This window comes from Caulobacter sp. Root343 (assembly GCF_001425745.1).
Lineage (GTDB): Bacteria > Pseudomonadota > Alphaproteobacteria > Caulobacterales > Caulobacteraceae > Caulobacter.
Map to the genome: position 1 here is coordinate 32206 of NZ_LMDF01000009.1, position 15843 is coordinate 48048.

At 68.4% G+C, this 15843-nt stretch carries 19 protein-coding genes; 9 read left to right on the forward strand and 10 right to left on the reverse strand.

The window, feature by feature from the left end; genetic code table 11:
- Positions 1-105 precede the first annotated feature (105 nt).
- Positions 106-477 carry a hypothetical protein gene (locus ASC70_RS20165; protein WP_056053804.1) on the forward strand — a complete coding sequence of 124 codons (372 nt, stop codon included), beginning with the start codon at positions 106-108 and terminating at the stop codon, positions 475-477.
- Positions 478-481: 4 nt separating this feature from the next.
- On the opposite strand, the gene ASC70_RS20170 is transcribed toward ASC70_RS20165, so the two are convergent.
- From ASC70_RS20170 to ASC70_RS20185, 4 genes are all read right to left on the reverse strand, one after another.
- Positions 482-994 carry a DsbE family thiol:disulfide interchange protein gene (locus ASC70_RS20170; RefSeq protein ID WP_056053807.1) on the reverse strand — a complete coding sequence of 171 codons (513 nt, stop codon included), beginning with the start codon at positions 992-994 and terminating at the stop codon, positions 482-484.
- Positions 991-1161, reverse strand: coding sequence for a heme exporter protein CcmD (ccmD, locus tag ASC70_RS20175; RefSeq protein ID WP_056053808.1), 171 nt, complete (start codon positions 1159-1161; stop codon positions 991-993). The genes ASC70_RS20170 and ccmD overlap by 4 nt, the downstream gene beginning before the upstream one ends.
- Positions 1158-1901 carry a heme ABC transporter permease CcmC gene (gene ccmC / locus ASC70_RS20180; protein WP_056053811.1) on the reverse strand — a complete coding sequence of 248 codons (744 nt, stop codon included), beginning with the start codon at positions 1899-1901 and terminating at the stop codon, positions 1158-1160. The genes ccmD and ccmC overlap by 4 nt, the downstream gene beginning before the upstream one ends.
- A 115-nt stretch (positions 1902-2016) precedes the next feature.
- Complete coding sequence (locus ASC70_RS20185; RefSeq protein ID WP_056053813.1) at positions 2017-2664, reverse strand: Spy/CpxP family protein refolding chaperone; 648 nt, start codon at positions 2662-2664, stop codon at positions 2017-2019.
- A 251-nt stretch (positions 2665-2915) separates the two neighbouring features.
- On the opposite strand from ASC70_RS20185, the gene ASC70_RS20190 reads away from it, so the two are divergent.
- Positions 2916-3809: a DMT family transporter gene (locus ASC70_RS20190; RefSeq protein ID WP_056053816.1), complete on the forward strand. Its 894-nt coding sequence runs from the start codon at positions 2916-2918 to the stop codon at positions 3807-3809.
- 10 nt (positions 3810-3819) lie between these two features.
- Here ASC70_RS20190 and ccmB read toward each other — a convergent pair whose 3' ends face one another.
- Both ccmB and ccmA read right to left on the reverse strand, forming a co-directional pair.
- On the reverse strand, positions 3820-4485 hold the full coding sequence (gene ccmB / locus ASC70_RS20195) for a heme exporter protein CcmB (RefSeq protein WP_056053821.1): 666 nt from the start codon (positions 4483-4485) through the stop codon (positions 3820-3822).
- The gene (gene ccmA, locus ASC70_RS20200; protein WP_056053825.1) at positions 4482-5096 is read right to left on the reverse strand and encodes a heme ABC exporter ATP-binding protein CcmA; all 615 of its coding nucleotides are present in this window, start codon (positions 5094-5096) and stop codon (positions 4482-4484) included. The genes ccmB and ccmA overlap by 4 nt, the downstream gene beginning before the upstream one ends.
- Before the next feature lie 183 nt (positions 5097-5279).
- Between ccmA and acnA the strand changes: the two genes are divergently transcribed.
- From acnA to ASC70_RS20215, 3 genes are all read left to right on the forward strand, one after another.
- Complete coding sequence (acnA, locus tag ASC70_RS20205; RefSeq protein WP_056053827.1) at positions 5280-7970, forward strand: aconitate hydratase AcnA; 2691 nt, start codon at positions 5280-5282, stop codon at positions 7968-7970.
- A gap of 169 nt (positions 7971-8139) precedes the next feature.
- A complete protein-coding gene (locus ASC70_RS20210) occupies positions 8140-8901 on the forward strand; it encodes a thioredoxin family protein (protein WP_056053830.1) in 762 nt (253 codons plus the stop codon).
- 579 nt (positions 8902-9480) lie between these two features.
- Positions 9481-9843 (forward strand): DUF2794 domain-containing protein, encoded by a 363-nt coding sequence (locus ASC70_RS20215; protein WP_056053833.1) that lies wholly within the window; start codon positions 9481-9483, stop codon positions 9841-9843.
- Positions 9844-9850: 7 nt separating this feature from the next.
- Here ASC70_RS20215 and ASC70_RS20220 read toward each other — a convergent pair whose 3' ends face one another.
- Together ASC70_RS20220 and ASC70_RS20225 are read right to left on the reverse strand one after the other, a co-directional pair.
- Positions 9851-10201 carry a hypothetical protein gene (locus ASC70_RS20220; RefSeq protein ID WP_235519467.1) on the reverse strand — a complete coding sequence of 117 codons (351 nt, stop codon included), beginning with the start codon at positions 10199-10201 and terminating at the stop codon, positions 9851-9853.
- A gap of 103 nt (positions 10202-10304) precedes the next feature.
- Complete coding sequence (locus ASC70_RS20225; RefSeq protein ID WP_056053840.1) at positions 10305-11057, reverse strand: Bax inhibitor-1/YccA family protein; 753 nt, start codon at positions 11055-11057, stop codon at positions 10305-10307.
- Between the two features lie 185 nt (positions 11058-11242).
- On the opposite strand from ASC70_RS20225, the gene ASC70_RS20230 reads away from it, so the two are divergent.
- Together ASC70_RS20230 and thpR are read left to right on the forward strand one after the other, a co-directional pair.
- Complete coding sequence (locus ASC70_RS20230; protein ID WP_056053842.1) at positions 11243-12307, forward strand: aldo/keto reductase; 1065 nt, start codon at positions 11243-11245, stop codon at positions 12305-12307.
- Positions 12308-12333: 26 nt separating this feature from the next.
- Positions 12334-12870, forward strand: coding sequence for an RNA 2',3'-cyclic phosphodiesterase (gene thpR, locus ASC70_RS20235; RefSeq protein ID WP_056053845.1), 537 nt, complete (start codon positions 12334-12336; stop codon positions 12868-12870).
- Positions 12871-12900: 30 nt separating this feature from the next.
- Here thpR and ASC70_RS20240 read toward each other — a convergent pair whose 3' ends face one another.
- Both ASC70_RS20240 and ASC70_RS20245 read right to left on the reverse strand, forming a co-directional pair.
- The gene (locus tag ASC70_RS20240) at positions 12901-13287 is read right to left on the reverse strand and encodes a hypothetical protein (RefSeq protein ID WP_156396271.1); all 387 of its coding nucleotides are present in this window, start codon (positions 13285-13287) and stop codon (positions 12901-12903) included.
- 106 nt (positions 13288-13393) lie between these two features.
- Positions 13394-13777 carry a DUF2237 family protein gene (locus ASC70_RS20245; protein ID WP_047404004.1) on the reverse strand — a complete coding sequence of 128 codons (384 nt, stop codon included), beginning with the start codon at positions 13775-13777 and terminating at the stop codon, positions 13394-13396.
- Between the two features lie 130 nt (positions 13778-13907).
- Here ASC70_RS20245 and ASC70_RS20250 point away from each other — a divergent pair, with 130 nt between their 5' ends.
- Positions 13908-14786, forward strand: coding sequence for a CoA ester lyase (locus ASC70_RS20250; protein WP_056053850.1), 879 nt, complete (start codon positions 13908-13910; stop codon positions 14784-14786).
- Positions 14787-14812: 26 nt separating this feature from the next.
- The gene (locus tag ASC70_RS20255) at positions 14813-15838 is read left to right on the forward strand and encodes a hypothetical protein (RefSeq protein ID WP_056053852.1); all 1026 of its coding nucleotides are present in this window, start codon (positions 14813-14815) and stop codon (positions 15836-15838) included.
- Positions 15839-15843: the final 5 nt, after the last annotated feature.

Sequence of the window (15843 nt, forward strand, 5' to 3'; positions counted from 1 at the left end):
ATCATGGTTAACGGAAGGTCGGCGAGTATGGTCAACGCCGCGTTAACGCGATAGCTCCGCGACCAGAGAGCGCACCCTTGCGCGAAACTAGCGTCTGGAGACTCCGTGAACCGGCAGAAGATTATCTTCCTGATCGTGCTGGGCGCGGCCGGGCTGTTCATCGTGTCGATGGTCGGCTCGATGATGCCGAGCAAGCAGGTTCTGCCGAACGGCTACCAGATGTCGGTCGGCGGCAAGGGCGAGACCTGGATGCGGTCGCCGGATCGCCAGGTGCTGGTGACGGACGTGACGTCGGTCTGGACCTCCGCCGGCCAGATGCTGGTCGAGCGTCACACGACCGAGGACAAGCTTGCCGACTGCGACTATCAGGTGGCCGATGGGCGGGGCGCGCTGCGTCCGGTCTCGAAGGCCGAAGCTCAAGTCCTGCTCGCGGGCATGGAGCGCCAGGCCGCGTCGTCCAAGACGTGCGTGAAATAGAAGCCTAGCGGGCCTTGTTCAGCAGTTCTTCCGTCGCGTCGGGGGTCAGCACGCCGGTGTGCTTGGCCAGGATCACGCCGTCGGAACCCACGAGATAGGTCTCCGGCACGCCGGTGACGCCGAACTCCAGGCCCGCGCGGCCGTCGCGGTCGACCAGGCGCACGGCGAAAGGGTCGCCCCGCCGGGTCAGGAAGGCCTGGGTATTGGCCGGGGCGTCCTTGTAGGCGACGCCGACCACCTTCACGCCCTGCGCCTTCAGGGCCATCAACTGCGGGTGCTCGACCTCGCACGGCGCGCACCACGAGGCGAAGAAGTTGACCAGGATCGGACCCTCGGTCGCGGCGCGGATCGGCGCTGGCCGGCCGCTGTCCAGTTCCGGCAAGGTCAAGGCCGGCATGGGCTTGCCGACCAGGGCGTGCGGCTGGACGTGCGGGTCGCGCTTCAGGGCGTAGCCCGCGAACAGGGCCGCCAGGGCGATCAGGATCAGCAGCGGCGCGAAGGCGAGCCAGCGCTTCACGCGGCCTTCTCCGCGTCCAGCTCTGCTTGGAGGCGTTCGAACTCGCGGCGCCAGCGGCGGGCGGTCAGCAGGCTGTCGGCGATCATCCAGGCGAAGGCCAGCGCCGAGATCGCGAAGGCCGGCCACAGATAGACGGCGTACTTGCCGGCGTCGAAGTCGAAGCTCATCGGCCGCCCTCCGCCAGTTTCATGGCCAGGCTGCGCGCTCTGCGCCGCCAGACCAGGGCGCGGATGCGCACCAGCCACAGCGATCCGAATCCGCCCAGATAGGCCAGGGTCATCAGCGCCCAGGGCCAGGCATAGATGGCCGGCAGGCCGTCGCCGCGTTTGGCCATGAAGGTCGAGGAGCCCTGGTGCAGGGTGTTCCACCACTCGACCGAGAACTTGACGATCGGCAGGTTGATCAGCCCGACCAGGGCCAGGATCGCCGCGGCGCGCGCGGCCTTCTGTTCGTCCTCGAGCGCCCCGCGCAGGGCCATGTAGCCAAGATAGAACAGCAGCAGCACCAGCACCGAGGTCAGGCGAGCGTCCCACACCCACCAGGTTCCCCACATCGGCTTGCCCCACAGCGAGCCGGTGATCAGGGCCAGGGCGGTGTAGGCGGCGCCCAACGGCGCGCAGGCCTGGGCGGCAAGGTCGGCCAGGGCCTGGCGGAACACCAGGGCCAGGAAGCTGGCGACGCCCAGGCAGACATAGATGAACAGCGAGATCGAGGCGGCCGGGATGTGGATGAACATCATCCGCACCGTGTCGCCCTGCTGATAGTCCTCGGGGACCAGGAAGGTCATGACCAGGCCGGCGATCCCGGCGGCGACGGACAGGGCGCCCAGCAACGGCGCGGCCCATCGCGAGAAGGCCATGAACCGCTCGGGATTGGTCAGGAAATCGAACGGGTGGCGCGCGTCCATGATCACGCTCTAGAGCGGCGCGTCGGCGCGGGCAATGGCCGTATCTCTACGGAAGCCAGGAAGAGGGGGAAGAGGCGGCGCGTGCAGGCGCGCCGCCTCTATACGCCGGTCGGGGTCAGCCGACCTTGCGCTGGATAATGACCTTGCGCTCGCCGTCCTTGGCGATCGGGGCGCGGGTGTCGAAGCGGCGGATGAAGACGTGGTCATCGCCGTCCATGCCGCCACCTTCGCCCATGCCCAGCACGTCGAAGGTCTTCTGCTGGCTGGGGGTCAGGGCCGTGTAGAAGGCGCGGGTGGCTTCGGCGCGGGCCTTCATGGCGTCGGCGGCCTTGGTCATGCGGTCGAGACGCTCCAGCGTGGTCGGCGGCTTGGCCTCGCCCCACTCCATCTTGTCGCCGTCCTTGTTGTCGAAGCCGGGCTTATCGGCCTTGTCCTTCGAGATCTGTTCCTTGTGGATCATCATCTTCGGCGCGGTGGCCTCGACATAGGCCTTCAGCGCGGGGTCCTGATCGGGGCGCAGCTGCAGGACGTCGCGCAGGCGCTGGGCGCGCTTTTCCGGATCGGCGCGGAGGCCGTGGTGCATGAACATCATGTCGCCCATGCCGGGGCCCATCGCCATCAAGGCCTCCATCGGGGGCATCGGCGGTGCGGGCGGGGCGGGCGGAGGCGGCGGCGCCGGAGGAACCTGGGCCATGGCAGTCCCGGCGGCCAGGACGGTGACGGCGGCGCCGGCGAGCGCCAGGCGGGTAAGCGTTTTACGCATGGTTGTGAGCTCCCTGTCGTAATGATGACGGGAGCTTGGCCATCGGGATATGGCGCGAAAATGTCCGACTTGATGAACAATGTTACATGTTTGGCGGGCGCCGGAGACACAGCCTTAGACAGGGCCGGCTTGCGCTGGCGCGCCCCGTCGCTATGTCAGCTGCCAGTTCCGGGACACACGATGGTCTAAAGCACGCGCGGCCGCGTCGCGCGAGGCGATCCGTCCGACCTTTTTCACGGCGCGGAGTTCGCATGAAGTCGATCGCTTTCGTCGCCCTGGCCCTCGCGGGGATCTGCTGGGGCCTGGGCTTTCCGACCGGCAAGCTGATCCTGAGCGAGACCGACGCGGCCCACATGGTGCTGCTGCGGTTCGCCGTGGCCGCCGTGGCCGCGGCGCCGTTCGCCTTGCGCCGCCCAGAGGTGCGGGCGCTGTTCCGCTCGCCGATCGTGCTGCTGTCGGGCGTGCTGTACGGCGTGGCCTTCCTGGTCCAGTTCGAGGGGCTGGCCCATGTCAGCGTCACAGTCGCGGCCCTGCTGGTCGGGGCCATGCCGGCCCTGATCGCGGTCAGCGCCAAGGTGCTGGGCGAAAAGGTCTCCAAGGCCTCGTGGGCCGGTGTCGCGGCGGCGACCCTGGGCGCGGCCCTGATCGCCGGCAAGCCGGACGGGGCCAGCTCGCCATATGGCGTGGCCCTGTCGATCGGCGCGCTGTTCATCTTCCTCGCCTGGCTGCTGACCCTGCGCCGCGCGCCGCCGGCCCCGAACGCCATGGCCATTCCGGCCGTGTCGATCATCGTGGCGGCCTTCACCATCCTGCCGATCGCCTTCGTCATGCACGGGGCGCCGAAGCTGGATCTCAGCGCGCCGGTCTGGATCGCGGTCCTCGCCCAGGGCGTGCTGGCGACCCTGCTGGCCACCGCCGCCTGGCAGTTCGGGGCGTCCAAGGTCGGGGCCGCCAGCGCCGGGGTGTTCATCAATATCGAGCCGCTGATCGGCGCGGCCTGCGGCGTGCTGTTGTTCGGCGACCACTTGACGGCGGCCCTGTTCGCCGGCGGCCTGCTGATCATCGGCGGCAGCTTCGCGGTGGTGCTGGGGGAGAGGAAGGCGGCGTTGGGCGAGGTTCAGGCGACCGTGGCGCCGACGCCGTAGGTTTGGCGCCCTAGTCCAACGCATTCCGACACGCCGCGCCCATGGCCAGCGGCGACAGGGCGACCGCGCCGGCGCAATAGGCCAGCAGCAGCATCAGGCCGCCGGTCCACGGCAGCCCGGCCGAGAAGCCGTCCAGCGCCCCGGCCCCGAAGATCACCGGTGGGGCGAACAGCGGCAGGACGATCACCGCCACCAGCAGGCCGCCGCGCTTGCCGCCCAGCGCCAAGGCGGCGCCCAGTCCGCCCAGGAAGGCGAAGGCCAGGCCGCCGGCCAGGGCGCACAGCACAAGCAGCGGCATGACCTTGAGGTCCGCGCCCAGCATCAGGGCCGCGACGGGGGCGGCCAGGGCCAGGGGCGCGCCGGTGGCCAGCCACTGGGCCAGGCACTTGGCCACCGCCACGGCCTCCAGCGGCGCGGGGCCGAGGGCCAGCAGGTCCAGGGTCCCGTCCTCGTAGTCGCGCTCGAACAGGCGCTCCAGCGACAGCAGGGCGGCTAGCGCCAAGGCCAGCCAGGCGATCCCCGGGGCGATGGCGGCCAGGCGCTCTGGCGCGCGGCCCGAGGCCATCGGCAGCAGCACGACGACGCAGGCGTAGAAGGTCAGGGCCAGCAGCGGACCGCCGCCGCGGCCCCAGGCCAGGGCCAGCTCTCGCCGCAGGAGGACGCCGAACGCCTTCATGCGCCGACCTCGACCGACCGCGCGGGGATCGGCAGCGGGTCGTGCACCGAGGCCAGGATCATGCCGCCGGCCGCCAGGTGCTCGGCCATGACCGCGCCGAACGCCGCGCGTTGACCGGCGTCCAGCGGGGCCATCGGCTCGTCCAGCAGCCACAGGGACCGCGGGCTGGCCGCCAGCCGGGCCAGGGCCAGCCGCCGGCGCTGGCCGGCCGACAGGCGGCGGACCTCCAGGTCCAGCAGGCGAGTGAGGTCGAACCGCTTGGCCGCCGCCTGGGCCGAGGCCTCGCTTCCGCCAGTCCACAGCGCCTGGAAGCGCAGTTCCTCCCAAGCCGTGCGGCTGGACTTCAGCCCGTCCTGATGACCCAGCAGGTGCAGGTGCTCGGCCCGCGCCGTTTCGGCCTCGATCGGGCCGGTTTCGCCCTCGAAACTCACCGTCCCCTCGGCCGGTCGCAACAGGCCGGCGACGGCGCGCAGCAGGCTGGTCTTGCCCGCCCCGTTGCGCCCGACCAGCGCCGCCGCCTCGCCAGCCCGTAGCGTCAGATCCAGGTGCGAAAACAGCCGGCGCTCGCCGCGCGTGATCGCCAGATCCTGAATGAGAACAACTCTCAACACGCCAAGACCCCGCGCGCGACATGGACGTTGAGCGACGGCGGCGCTAAGAAGCGCGCGGTCGTCCCCCTCCAGTCGTTATGGGTGGTACGCGGCGCGGAGGCGGAACCTGTGTGTCCCTTCCGATTAGCGCGTGATCCCGGGAGCGGTTTTCGGGCGGCCGTGGACAGAGAAGGATCCTTGAGAATGGCGTCTATGGACAGCCTGAAAGCCCGTCGCGAGCTTACCGTCGGCGGCAAGTCTTACGTCTATTACAGCCTTCGCGCCGCCGAGGAAGCCGGTCTGACCGGAACTTCGTCCCTGCCGGTCTCGATGAAGGTGCTTCTGGAAAACCTGCTGCGCAACGAAGACGGCGTCTCGGTCAACGAAGACGACCTGAAGGCCGTCGCCGCCTGGCTGGCCAACAAGGGCGCGGTCGAGCACGAGATCAGCTTCCGCCCGGCCCGCGTGCTGATGCAGGACTTCACGGGCGTGCCCGCCGTCGTCGACCTGGCCGCCATGCGCGACGCCATGGTCGCCTTGGGCGCCAACCCGGCCAAGATCAACCCGCTGAACCCCGTCGACCTGGTCATCGACCACTCGGTGATGGTCGACAACTTCGGCGACCCGAAGGCGTTCGAGAACAACGTCAAGCGCGAGTACGAGCGCAACCTGGAGCGCTACCGCTTCCTGCGTTGGGGTTCGTCGGCGTTCAACAACTTCCGCGTCGTGCCCCCCGGCACCGGCATCTGCCACCAGGTGAACCTCGAATACCTGGCTCAGACCGTCTGGACCAACACGGTCGACGGCGAGGACGTCGCCTATCCCGACACCGTCGTCGGCACCGACAGCCACACGACCATGGTCAACGGCCTGGCCGTTCTGGGCTGGGGCGTGGGCGGCATCGAGGCCGAGGCGGCCATGCTGGGCCAGCCGATCCCGATGCTGATCCCGGAAGTCATCGGCTTCAAGCTGACCGGCGCCATGCCGGAAGGCGCGACGGCCACCGACCTGGTGCTCACCGTCACCCAGATGCTGCGCAAGAAGGGCGTGGTCGGCAAGTTCGTCGAATTCTACGGCGACGCCCTGGCCAACCTGACCCTGGAAGACCAGGCGACCATCGCCAACATGGCCCCGGAATACGGCGCCACCTGCGGCTTCTTCCCGATCAGCGCCTCGACCGTGGCCTATCTGAAGGGCACCGGCCGCACGCCGGAACGCGTCGCCCTGGTGGAAGCCTACGCCAAGGAACAGGGCCTGTGGTGGGAGCCGGGCGTGCCCGAGCCGACCTTCACCGACACCCTGGAGCTCGACCTGTCGACGGTGCTGCCGTCGCTGGCCGGCCCCAAGCGCCCGCAGGACCGCGTGCTGCTGTCGGAAGCCTCGTACAAGTTCGCCGAGTCGCTGGCCGGTGAGTTCGGCAAGGCCGAGCAGCCCGACCTGCGCGCCCCGGTGGACGGCGAGAACTTCGACGTCGGCCACGGCGACGTGGTCATCGCGGCCATCACTTCGTGCACCAACACCTCCAACCCCTCGGTGCTGATCGCCGCCGGCCTGCTGGCCAAGAACGCGGTCGCCAAGGGCCTGAAGGTCAAGCCGTGGGTGAAGACCTCGCTGGCCCCCGGCTCGCAGGTGGTCACCGACTACCTGGCCAAGGCCGGCCTGACCAAGTCGCTGGACGCCCTGGGCTTCAACCTGGTCGGCTACGGCTGCACCACCTGCATCGGCAATTCGGGCCCGCTGCCGGAAGCCATCAGCAAGACGATCAACGACAACGATCTGGTCGCCTGCTCGGTGCTGTCGGGCAACCGCAACTTCGAAGGCCGCGTGAACCCGGACGTCCGCGCCAACTACCTGGCCTCGCCGCCGCTGGTGGTGGCCTACGCCCTGGCCGGCACGATGAAGATCGACCTGGTCACCCAGCCGATCGGCCAGGACAAGAAGGGTAACGACGTCTTCCTGAAGGACATCTGGCCTTCGAACGAGGACATCGCGGCCCTGCAGCGCAAGGCCGTCACCGACAAGATGTTCGCCACTCGCTATGCCGACGTCTTCAAGGGCGACAAGAACTGGCAGGGCATCAAGGTGACCGGCGGCCAGACCTACGCCTGGGAAGGCGACTCGACCTACGTCCAGAACCCGCCGTACTTCCCGAACATCTCGATGACCCCGACCCCGGTCACCGACATCGTGGAAGCCCGCGTCCTGGCCGTGTTCGGCGACTCGATCACCACCGACCACATCAGCCCGGCCGGTTCGATCAAGACCACCAGCCCGGCCGGCCAGTACCTGATCGACAACGGCGTGCAGCCGGTGGACTTCAACGGCTACGGCGCCCGCCGCGGCAACCACCAGGTGATGATGCGCGGCACGTTCGCCAACATCCGCATCCGCAACAAGATCACGCCGGACATCGAAGGCGGCGTGACCAAGCACTTCCCGACCGGCGAAGTGATGTCGATCTACGACGCGGCCATGAAGTACCAGGCCGAGGGCCGTCCGGCGGTCGTGTTCGGCGGCAAGGAATACGGCACCGGCAGCTCGCGTGACTGGGCCGCCAAGGGCACCAAGCTGCTGGGCGTCCGCGCGGTGATCTGCGAGAGCTTCGAGCGCATCCACCGCTCGAACCTGGTCGGTATGGGCGTGCTGCCGCTGCAGTTCGTCCAGGACGGCTGGCAGAAGCTCGAGCTGACGGGCGAGGAGATCGTCTCGATCCGTGGCCTGCAGGACCTGTCGCCGCGCAAGCAGCTGATCGTCGAGCTCTATCGCCCGAGCGACGGCCGCATCGCCCGCTTCCCGGTCCGCTGCCGCATCGATACGCCGACCGAGCTGGAATACTTCAAGAACGGCGGCGTGCTGAACTACGTGCTGCGCAACCTGGCCAAGTCGGCCGGCTGAGCCGCGAGGTTCGACGCCTGAATGAGACGGCCGGCTTCCTCGCGGGGCCGGCCGTTTTCTTTGCGGGAGGCCCTGACAACGGTGTCTCCCCGTTTTCTCCCCACCCGACATAGCCATTCACGGCCTCGTGAACGGATATCTCGAGCGTTCTTGGCTTAAGTGACCCGCAATGCGTAAGGCCGCCCTCTCCCTGCTCTGCCTGGCCCTGTCCGGCGTCGTCTCCTTGTCGTGGGGGTCCGCCGCGTGGGCCCAGCCTCCGAGGGCGCCCGCGGCGATGTCGAAGACGCCTGTCGTCGTCGAGCTGTTCACCGCCCAGGGCTGCTCGTCCTGCGGCAAGGCCAACCAGCTGGCGGCCGACCTCTCCAAGCGCGACGGCGTTCTGGCCCTGACCTATTCGGTCGACTACTGGGACTATCTCGGCTGGAAGGACACCTTCGCCAAGCCGATCTTCGCCGAGCGCCAGCGCGCCTACGCCAAGAAGTTCGCCCTGCGCGACGTGCCCACGCCCCAGATGGTGGTCGGTGGTCGGGTGCAGGCCTCCGGCGCCAAGGCCGAGGCGGTCGAGGATCTGATCAAGGCGGCCGCCCGCGCGCCGCTCAACCCGCCGGACATGCAGTTCGTCGGCAAGGCGCGCGTCGCCGTCGGTTCCGCCCCCGCCCCGCGTGGCGGCGGCGAGGTGTGGCTGGTGCGCTATGATCCGCGCGAGCAGGACATCGTGATCAAGCGCGGCGACAACAAGGGCCAGACCCTGGTCCACCGCAACGTGGTGCGCGAGCTGGTCAAGCTGGGCCCTTGGGCCGGCCGGCCCAAGCTGTATCGCCTGCCGACCGCCGTGGGCGCCGATCCCGACCTGGAGACGGTGATCCTGGTGCAGGGCGCCAAGGGTGGCCGGATCCTGGGCGTCCTGACGACCACGACCCTCGAGCGCTGAGCGCTACCCTTCTCTGAGCGACGGACAACAAAAAACCCGCGTGGCCGGAGGGGACGGGCCACGCGGGTTCCTTTTGCGTGTCGGCGACGAGCGTTCGTGACCGGGTGGGCTGGGGGGGCTGGACAGGACCCCGGTCCGCTCTTCGTCGACGTTCTTCTTATCGCGGCCTATCCAGGCGAGGGCTGGACCAAACAAAGGTCGTTTCAGGGCGGGTGGTGTTCCTGATGCGGCCGACCTTTTCAGGACCGCGAATGCAAAAAACCCGCGCGGTGGGGGAGGATCCGCGCGGGTTCATTGGGGGAGGGGATATAGGGTTTGTCGGCCGACCGGCCCGCGATCTGGGGGGCTGGGGGGGCTGTTCAGGATCCTGGACCACAGGGTGTCCGATCAGCCGACGATGTTGTTATCGACCCGCAAGGGGGCGGGCGAAGGACCGAAATAAGGTCATATCGAGGCGCACCATGACAGGGGAGTGTCATTTTGGGCGGGCGTGACCGGCCGGACACGGACGAACGCGGCGGCGCCTCATTTCGCGGTCGGGCCTGTTCCAATCCTCGGATTTGGGACTAGATTCCATCGATGGCCTTGGACTCCCAGCCCACTTCCCCATCTGGTTCCGGCCCGTCTGGCTCCGGCGTCGGCGGCGTCGTCTTTTTCGAACGACGCGAGCTGGACCAGCTGATGCGCCTCTACGGCCGCATGGTGGCCGCGGGCGAGTGGCGCGACTACGGCATCGCCGGCCTGTCGGACTGCGCCATCTTTTCGATCTTCCGCCACGCGGCCGAGGCGCCGCTCTATCGCGTCGAGAAGCGCCCCGCCCTGGCCCGCAAGCAGGGCGCCTGGGCAGTGCTGGGACAGGGCGGCATGATCCTCAAGCGCGGGCACGAACTGACCCAGGTGCTGCGGGTGTTCGAGAAGGGCAAGTTCTCGGTGGTAGACTGAGTCCGCCCTAGAATGAGAACGCCAGCTTGCCGCCGACGAAGCGGCCCTCGTTGTCATAGCCGCGCGCCGTGCCAACGCCGCTGTCGTCCATGTTGGGCTGCAGGCCGCAGAGCACGCCGGCCGATCCGGTGAGGCCGCCCGCGCGCCGTTCCACCGAGGTTCTGGCCACGCCGCGCGGCAGAGGCGTCGGCGCCTGGGCGTAGCGGAGTTCGACAGGGCCGGCGGGCTTCAGGTTCAGAGGCGTCGCCAGGACGGGCGTCCTGCCGGCCGACGGATAGGGCGGAATGACCGTCTCGGCTCGCGCGCCGGCGGCGATGGTCAGGGCAGCGACGGCGGCCAGGCCGAGTGTTCGGATCATTGTCGTCTCCATCGCGCCCGCGCCAATGTGGGCGCGATGCGGCCAAAGAAAAAGCCCCGGCGGTTTCCCGCCGAGGCTTCGTCGTTTCGATCCTGTTCCGGCCTTAGCGGCGGCCGCCCATCAGGCTGAGCAGGAATTGGAACAGGTTGATGAAGTTCAGATAGAGGTTCAGCGCGCCGTAGTTGGTGGCCACGGCCATCGACTGCTGCTCACCGCCCAGCTGGTAGTAGGTCATCTTCAGGTTCTGGGTGTCGTAGGCGGTCAGGCCCGCGAAGATGAACACGCCCAGCAGGCTGATGATGAAGCTGAGGCCCGGCAGGTGCAGGAAGGCTTGGACCAGCGACGCGATCACCAGGCCGATCAGGCCCATGATCAGGAAGCTGCCGAAGCCCGACAGGTCCTTCTTGGTGGTGTAGCCGAACAGGCTGAGGCCGCCGAAGGCGATGGCGGTGACCAGGAAGGTCGCGAACACCGACTGGACATTATAGACCAGCAGCCACAGGCCAAGGCCCGCGCCGATCGTGCTCACCAGCGCCCAGTAGAAGATGCCGGACGAGCGCGCCGTCGGGTTCCTCATGCCGAACATGGCGAACAGCATCATGGCCAGCGGGGCGAAGCGGAGGACCGTGCCCAGCAGGGTGAAGCCGGCCAAGCGGCCGTCCGGGGTCAGCACGTAGAGCGTGCTCGCCACCGGTTGATAGTAGCTGGTCACGAAGGCCAGGACGGCCGACAGCAGAAGGCCCAGCGCCATCTTGTTGTAGACGCCAAGCATGAAACTACGCAGGCCGGCGTCAACCGACATGTCGGCGCGATCCGCCGGGATCGAGCGCGCGTAGCCGCGGTTGAAGTCGTTCATCGAATAAGCCCTTGAGCTAAAGCGCCCACGATGGACGCCTTCGAAATATCGGGTGTCCTGGCCCGTCGCGCAATCCCCCTCGAATGCGTTCATGGTATGCGTTCGCGAAAGGCTCGGCGCTTTTCAATTGCCGGCGCGACCCCTTAAGAACGTCATCGAGACGAAAAAGGCGCGAGGGGCTTCATATGGAATACGCCAAGCTGGGTCGCACGGACGTGTCGGTGTCGCGCTGCTGCCTGGGCACCATGACCTGGGGCTCGCAGAACAGCGAAGCGGAAGCCCACGAGCAGATGGACTACGCGCTGGGCCGCGGGGTGACCTTCTGGGACACGGCCGAGATGTACGCCAGCCCGCCCAGCGCCGAAACTCAGGGCCGGACCGAGGAATACATCGGCTCCTGGTTCGAAAAGACCGGCAAGCGCCAAGAGATCGTGCTGGCCTCCAAGGTGGCTGGTCAGGGGGCGGCGTTCGGCGGCCTCTCCTGGATGCGCAAGGACGGATCGGTCACCCGCCAGACTCGCTCGCAGATCGACGAGGCCATCGAGGGCTCTCTGCGCCGCCTGAAGACCGACTATATCGACCTCTACCAGCTGCATTGGCCCGACCGGCAGGTGCGGGTGTTCGGCGGCCAGACCTACAAGGACTACGACCAGGATTTCGAGGCGTTCGGCGACATTCTCGAGGCGCTGGACGCCCATGTGAAGAAGGGCTCGATCCGCCATATCGGCGTCTCCAACGAGTTCCCTTGGGGTGTGATGCGCTTCCTGGCCGAGAGCGAGGCCCCAAGAAACGGGGGTGGGGGCTTGCCGCGCATCGCTTCGATCCAGAACGCCTACCACCTGGCCAACCGCACCTTCGAATACGGCCTGGCCGAGATCGCCATGCGCGAGCAGGTCGGCCTGTTGGCCTATTCGCCCCTGGCCCAGGGTCAGCTGACCGGCAAGTACCTGGACGGGGCCCTGCCCGAAGGCTCGCGCAAGGCGCTCTACAACCGCATGCAGCGCTATGAGGGCCCCGGCGCCCAGGAGGCGTTCCGCGCCTATGTGGACCTGGCCCGGGCCGGACTCGAACCAGCCCAACTGGCGCTGAAGTTCTGCGACACGCGGCCGTTCGTCACCGCCACGATCATCGGGGCGACCTCGATGGCCCAGCTGAAGACCAATATCGACGCCTTCGATGTGACCTGGACCGAGGACCTGGAAAAGGCCGTCAACGCCATCCACGCCCGCCAGCCCAATCCCTGCCCCTAATCCCTGCCCAAGAGCGTTTAGTCTCGATGATCCGCCTGTTCACCGCCATCGCCGTGCCGCCGGAGATCGGCCAAGGCCTGTTGACGCGCCAGCACGGCATAGAGGGCGCGCGCTGGCGGCCGTTGGAGGCATTCCACATCACCCTGCGCTTCATCGGCGACGTGCAGGAGCCGGTGGCCGCCGAGCTGGATGAGGCCCTGGCGCAGATCGACGCTCCGGCCTTCGATCTCGCCCTGGCCGGGGTCGGCCATTTCGGCGAGGGCGCCGAGATTCACGCCGTCTGGGCCGGGGTGGAAGACAGCGCGCCGCTGCGCCAGCTGCAGAAGGCCAACGAGCGCGCCTGCCGCGAGGTGGAGCTCAAGCCCGAGAGCCGGCTCTATACTCCACACGTCACCCTGGCCTATTTGAAACGACCGTCCGTCCCGGAGGTCGGCGCCTGGATCCAGGCCAACAACCTGCTGCATTCGCCCAGCCTCAGGGTCGACCGGTTCGGCCTCTATTCCAGCTGGCGAACCCACGAGGGCTCGGCCTATCGGCTGGAGCGGGAATATCCGTTGGCGTGAGCCGGCGCTGTGGTCTTCCGACGCCGCGGGTCAGTTCTGGTTCGGGAAAGGCGTCGGGGCCGGCGGCGGTTGGACCGTCTCGTGGATCCAGTTGCGCCTGTGCCCGTCGAACGAGGCCTCCGTGGCCAAAAGCGGAGTCTTGGCGTTGCTCGCCCAACCGCGGCGATAGCAGACGCCGACCCTTTCAGCGCTGTCGGCCCGGCAGCGAAACCCGCCCTCGACCTTCACGCACTGGTCGATCAGGGCCGCGGGTCGATAGCATAGGTGCGTCCGCAGCGCCGTGGCGCGCGCGTCGGCGGTCGCCAGGCGCATGGCTTCCTTCTTCGTCGGCGCGGTGGCCAGATGCCAGTTGTCGGCGGCCGCTCCGGTAGCCGCCAGGGACACGAGCAGACCGATCGCGACGAGACGCTTCTTCATGACCTCGACCTCCCGCGCCAGGCTGGACAACCTTCCGGCGTTATCGATTTATCGTACATGCCACAGGTCGTATCAAGTTCGCATATCGGCGTTACCGGGCGGGGCGTCACGCCACCGCGTAGTCCTTCAGGACGCCCAGAGGCACCACGGCCAGCATTTCCTCGTGAGTGGCCTCCAGCACCACCTGCGGCGCCATGCCGGCGTCGAGGGCCTCCTTCCAGCGGCCCGCGCACAGGCACCAGCGATCGCCCGCCTTGAGGCCCTGGAAGGCGAGCTCGGGACGCGGGGTCGACAAGTCGTTGCCGCGAGCCTTGGAGAAGGCCAGGAAGTCGTCGGTCATCACCGCGCACACCGTGTGCAGGCCCAGGTCGTGCGGACCGGTCTCACAGCAGCCGTTGCGGTAGAAGCCGGTGACCGGATCCAGCGAGCAGGAAGCCAGCTCGCCGCCCAGGACGTTCTTGGCGCTCTTGTCATACCGCGTCGTGCTCATGACGTGATCCTAGACCCCGTGGGCCAGGCGCCAAGCCGGTTCTCGCCCAAGAAAGTGATTTAGGGGAAGGCTTTTGCTGCGGCGCAGCAATGCTAAGGTCGCGCCAATCGACAAAAAGCAGGGGAGCCCCATGACCGCCATGACCGATCGCCCGCGCCGCAGCGCCCTCTACATGCCGGCTTCCAACGCCAAGGCCGTCGAGAAGGCCAGGACTCTGGACGCCGATGTGATCATTCTCGACCTGGAGGACGCCGTCGCACCCGAATCCAAGCTGGCCGCGCGCGAGGCGGCAGTGGCGGCGGTCAAAGCCGGCGGCTTCGGCGCGCGCGAGGTGGTGATCCGGGTCAACGGTCTCGATACGCCCTGGGGCGCGGACGATCTGAGGGCCGCCGCCGAGGCGGGGCCGGACGCGGTTCTGGTCCCCAAGGTCAACGACGCCGACGACGTCCGCCTCTATGACCAGCACCTCAACGCCGCCCCGCCCGCGACCCGGCTGTGGACCATGATCGAGACGGCGAGGGCCGCCTTCCATCTCTGGGAGATCGCTGGCGCGACGCATGGCACCCGCCTGTCGGCATGGGTCATGGGCGTCAACGATTTCGCCAAGGAGATGCGGGCCCGCCAGACCCCCGACCGGGCGCCGTTCCTGCCGCTGCTGACCCTGTCGGTCGCCGCCGCGCGAGCCCATGGCCTGACGATCCTGGACGGGGTGCACAACGACATCGAGGACCTCGAGGCCCTGGAGGCGGTCTGCGTCCAGGGGGTCGATTTCGGCTTCGACGGCAAGACCCTGATCCATCCGAAGCATCTGGCGATCTGTAACCGGGTGTTCTCGCCCTCGCCCGAGGACATCGCCTGGAGCCAGGCGGTCATCGCGGCCTTCAACGCGCCCGAAAATGCTGGCAAAGGTGCGTTGCGGGTGGACGGCAAGATGGCCGAACGCTTGCATCTGGCGCAGGCCCAGCGTCTTGTCGCGGTGGCGGAAGCCATCGCGGGGCGCGGGGCCTGAGCTTTAGGGGCGCTTGAAGGTTGCGAATGCGGGCTATCGTTCTCTCCGTCGTCCTGGTGGCCAGCCCGGCGCTGGCGCAGCAGGTTTCAGCCCCCGCGACTGTTCCCCAGGTGGCCGCCCCGCCCGTGTCGGCGCCCGTCCCAAGCGCCGACGCTCCGGTCAGCACGGCGGCGCCGAGCCCGCCCGCCCAGGCCGCCGCGCCCGGCATGGACTCCGCCCAGATCCCCCAAGCCATCGATCCGCTGGGCGACCTGATCTCGCAGAGCAACCAGACCACCGACGAGGAAGAGGCCGAGACCGCCAACAAGCCGGCGCCGAAGCACAGGGCGACCATCCTGCCCATCCCGCCACGGGAATCGGAAGATTCCGCGGTCCCGCAGGGCGGGTCGGTCACCGCCGAGAAGGTCTATGAGATGCGGGTGCGCGGTTCGATCGCCGCCGCCCAGAACCTGCAGGGCCCGCTGGACGGCGGCTGGCGGGTCACCGGCCCGGACGGGGCTCAGATCTATGCCTTGCAGATCGTCGACAAGGCCGGGGGATCCGGCGAGCTGGAAGGCGCCTGGCGGGACGTCCGGCGCCCGGGGACCGTGGGCTCGACCGGCCTGATCGAGGACCTGCGCCACGACGGCGGCGAAGTGGTCATCCGCTTCAGCCCCAAGGGCGGTCAGTCGTCGGTTCTGACCCTGCGGCAGGCCGGCGAGACGCGCTGGTCGGGCGAGCTGGCCGAGAACGGCGCCAGCCAGCCGATCGTCGCCGAGCACGTCCTGCCCCAGGCCCCGCTAGGCTACGAGTCCCAAGGCCGCGGTCCCTATGTCTGGCCGCCGCGCGTCGCCGCCGTCAGCCGTCCGGCCCCCGCCGCGGCGCCCGCTTGCTCGACCAAGGGCAAGAAGGGCAAGGCCCTGAAGGCGGCCAAGGCCAAGTGCGCGGCCGCGGCCAAGAAGGGCAAGGCGTCGTCGCTCAAGAAGGGCAAGGGCGGCAAGGCCAAGGCGACCGCCAGCCGCAAGGGCAAGGCGACGGCCAAGAAGGGGTCGACGAAGAAGAAGCGGCGCTGAGGCCC

Excerpts from the sequence above, each read along its gene's own strand:
- ccmD (WP_056053808.1), bottom strand. The coding sequence starts at position 1,161 with ATGAGCTTCGACTTCGACGCCGGCAAGTACGCCGTCTATCTGTGGCCG.
- ccmC (WP_056053811.1), bottom strand. The coding sequence starts at position 1,901 with ATGGACGCGCGCCACCCGTTCGATTTCCTGACCAATCCCGAGCGGTTC.
- ASC70_RS20185 (WP_056053813.1), bottom strand. The coding sequence starts at position 2,664 with ATGCGTAAAACGCTTACCCGCCTGGCGCTCGCCGGCGCCGCCGTCACC.
- ASC70_RS20190 (WP_056053816.1), top strand. The coding sequence starts at position 2,916 with ATGAAGTCGATCGCTTTCGTCGCCCTGGCCCTCGCGGGGATCTGCTGG.
- ccmB (WP_056053821.1), bottom strand. The coding sequence starts at position 4,485 with ATGAAGGCGTTCGGCGTCCTCCTGCGGCGAGAGCTGGCCCTGGCCTGG.
- acnA (WP_056053827.1), top strand. The coding sequence starts at position 5,280 with ATGGCGTCTATGGACAGCCTGAAAGCCCGTCGCGAGCTTACCGTCGGC.
- ASC70_RS20210 (WP_056053830.1), top strand. The coding sequence starts at position 8,140 with ATGCGTAAGGCCGCCCTCTCCCTGCTCTGCCTGGCCCTGTCCGGCGTC.
- ASC70_RS20215 (WP_056053833.1), top strand. The coding sequence starts at position 9,481 with ATGGCCTTGGACTCCCAGCCCACTTCCCCATCTGGTTCCGGCCCGTCT.
- ASC70_RS20220 (WP_235519467.1), bottom strand. The coding sequence starts at position 10,201 with ATGATCCGAACACTCGGCCTGGCCGCCGTCGCTGCCCTGACCATCGCC.
- ASC70_RS20225 (WP_056053840.1), bottom strand. The coding sequence starts at position 11,057 with ATGAACGACTTCAACCGCGGCTACGCGCGCTCGATCCCGGCGGATCGC.
- ASC70_RS20230 (WP_056053842.1), top strand. The coding sequence starts at position 11,243 with ATGGAATACGCCAAGCTGGGTCGCACGGACGTGTCGGTGTCGCGCTGC.
- thpR (WP_056053845.1), top strand. The coding sequence starts at position 12,334 with ATGATCCGCCTGTTCACCGCCATCGCCGTGCCGCCGGAGATCGGCCAA.
- ASC70_RS20240 (WP_156396271.1), bottom strand. The coding sequence starts at position 13,287 with ATGAAGAAGCGTCTCGTCGCGATCGGTCTGCTCGTGTCCCTGGCGGCT.
- ASC70_RS20245 (WP_047404004.1), bottom strand. The coding sequence starts at position 13,777 with ATGAGCACGACGCGGTATGACAAGAGCGCCAAGAACGTCCTGGGCGGC.
- ASC70_RS20250 (WP_056053850.1), top strand. The coding sequence starts at position 13,908 with ATGACCGCCATGACCGATCGCCCGCGCCGCAGCGCCCTCTACATGCCG.
- ASC70_RS20255 (WP_056053852.1), top strand. The coding sequence starts at position 14,813 with ATGCGGGCTATCGTTCTCTCCGTCGTCCTGGTGGCCAGCCCGGCGCTG.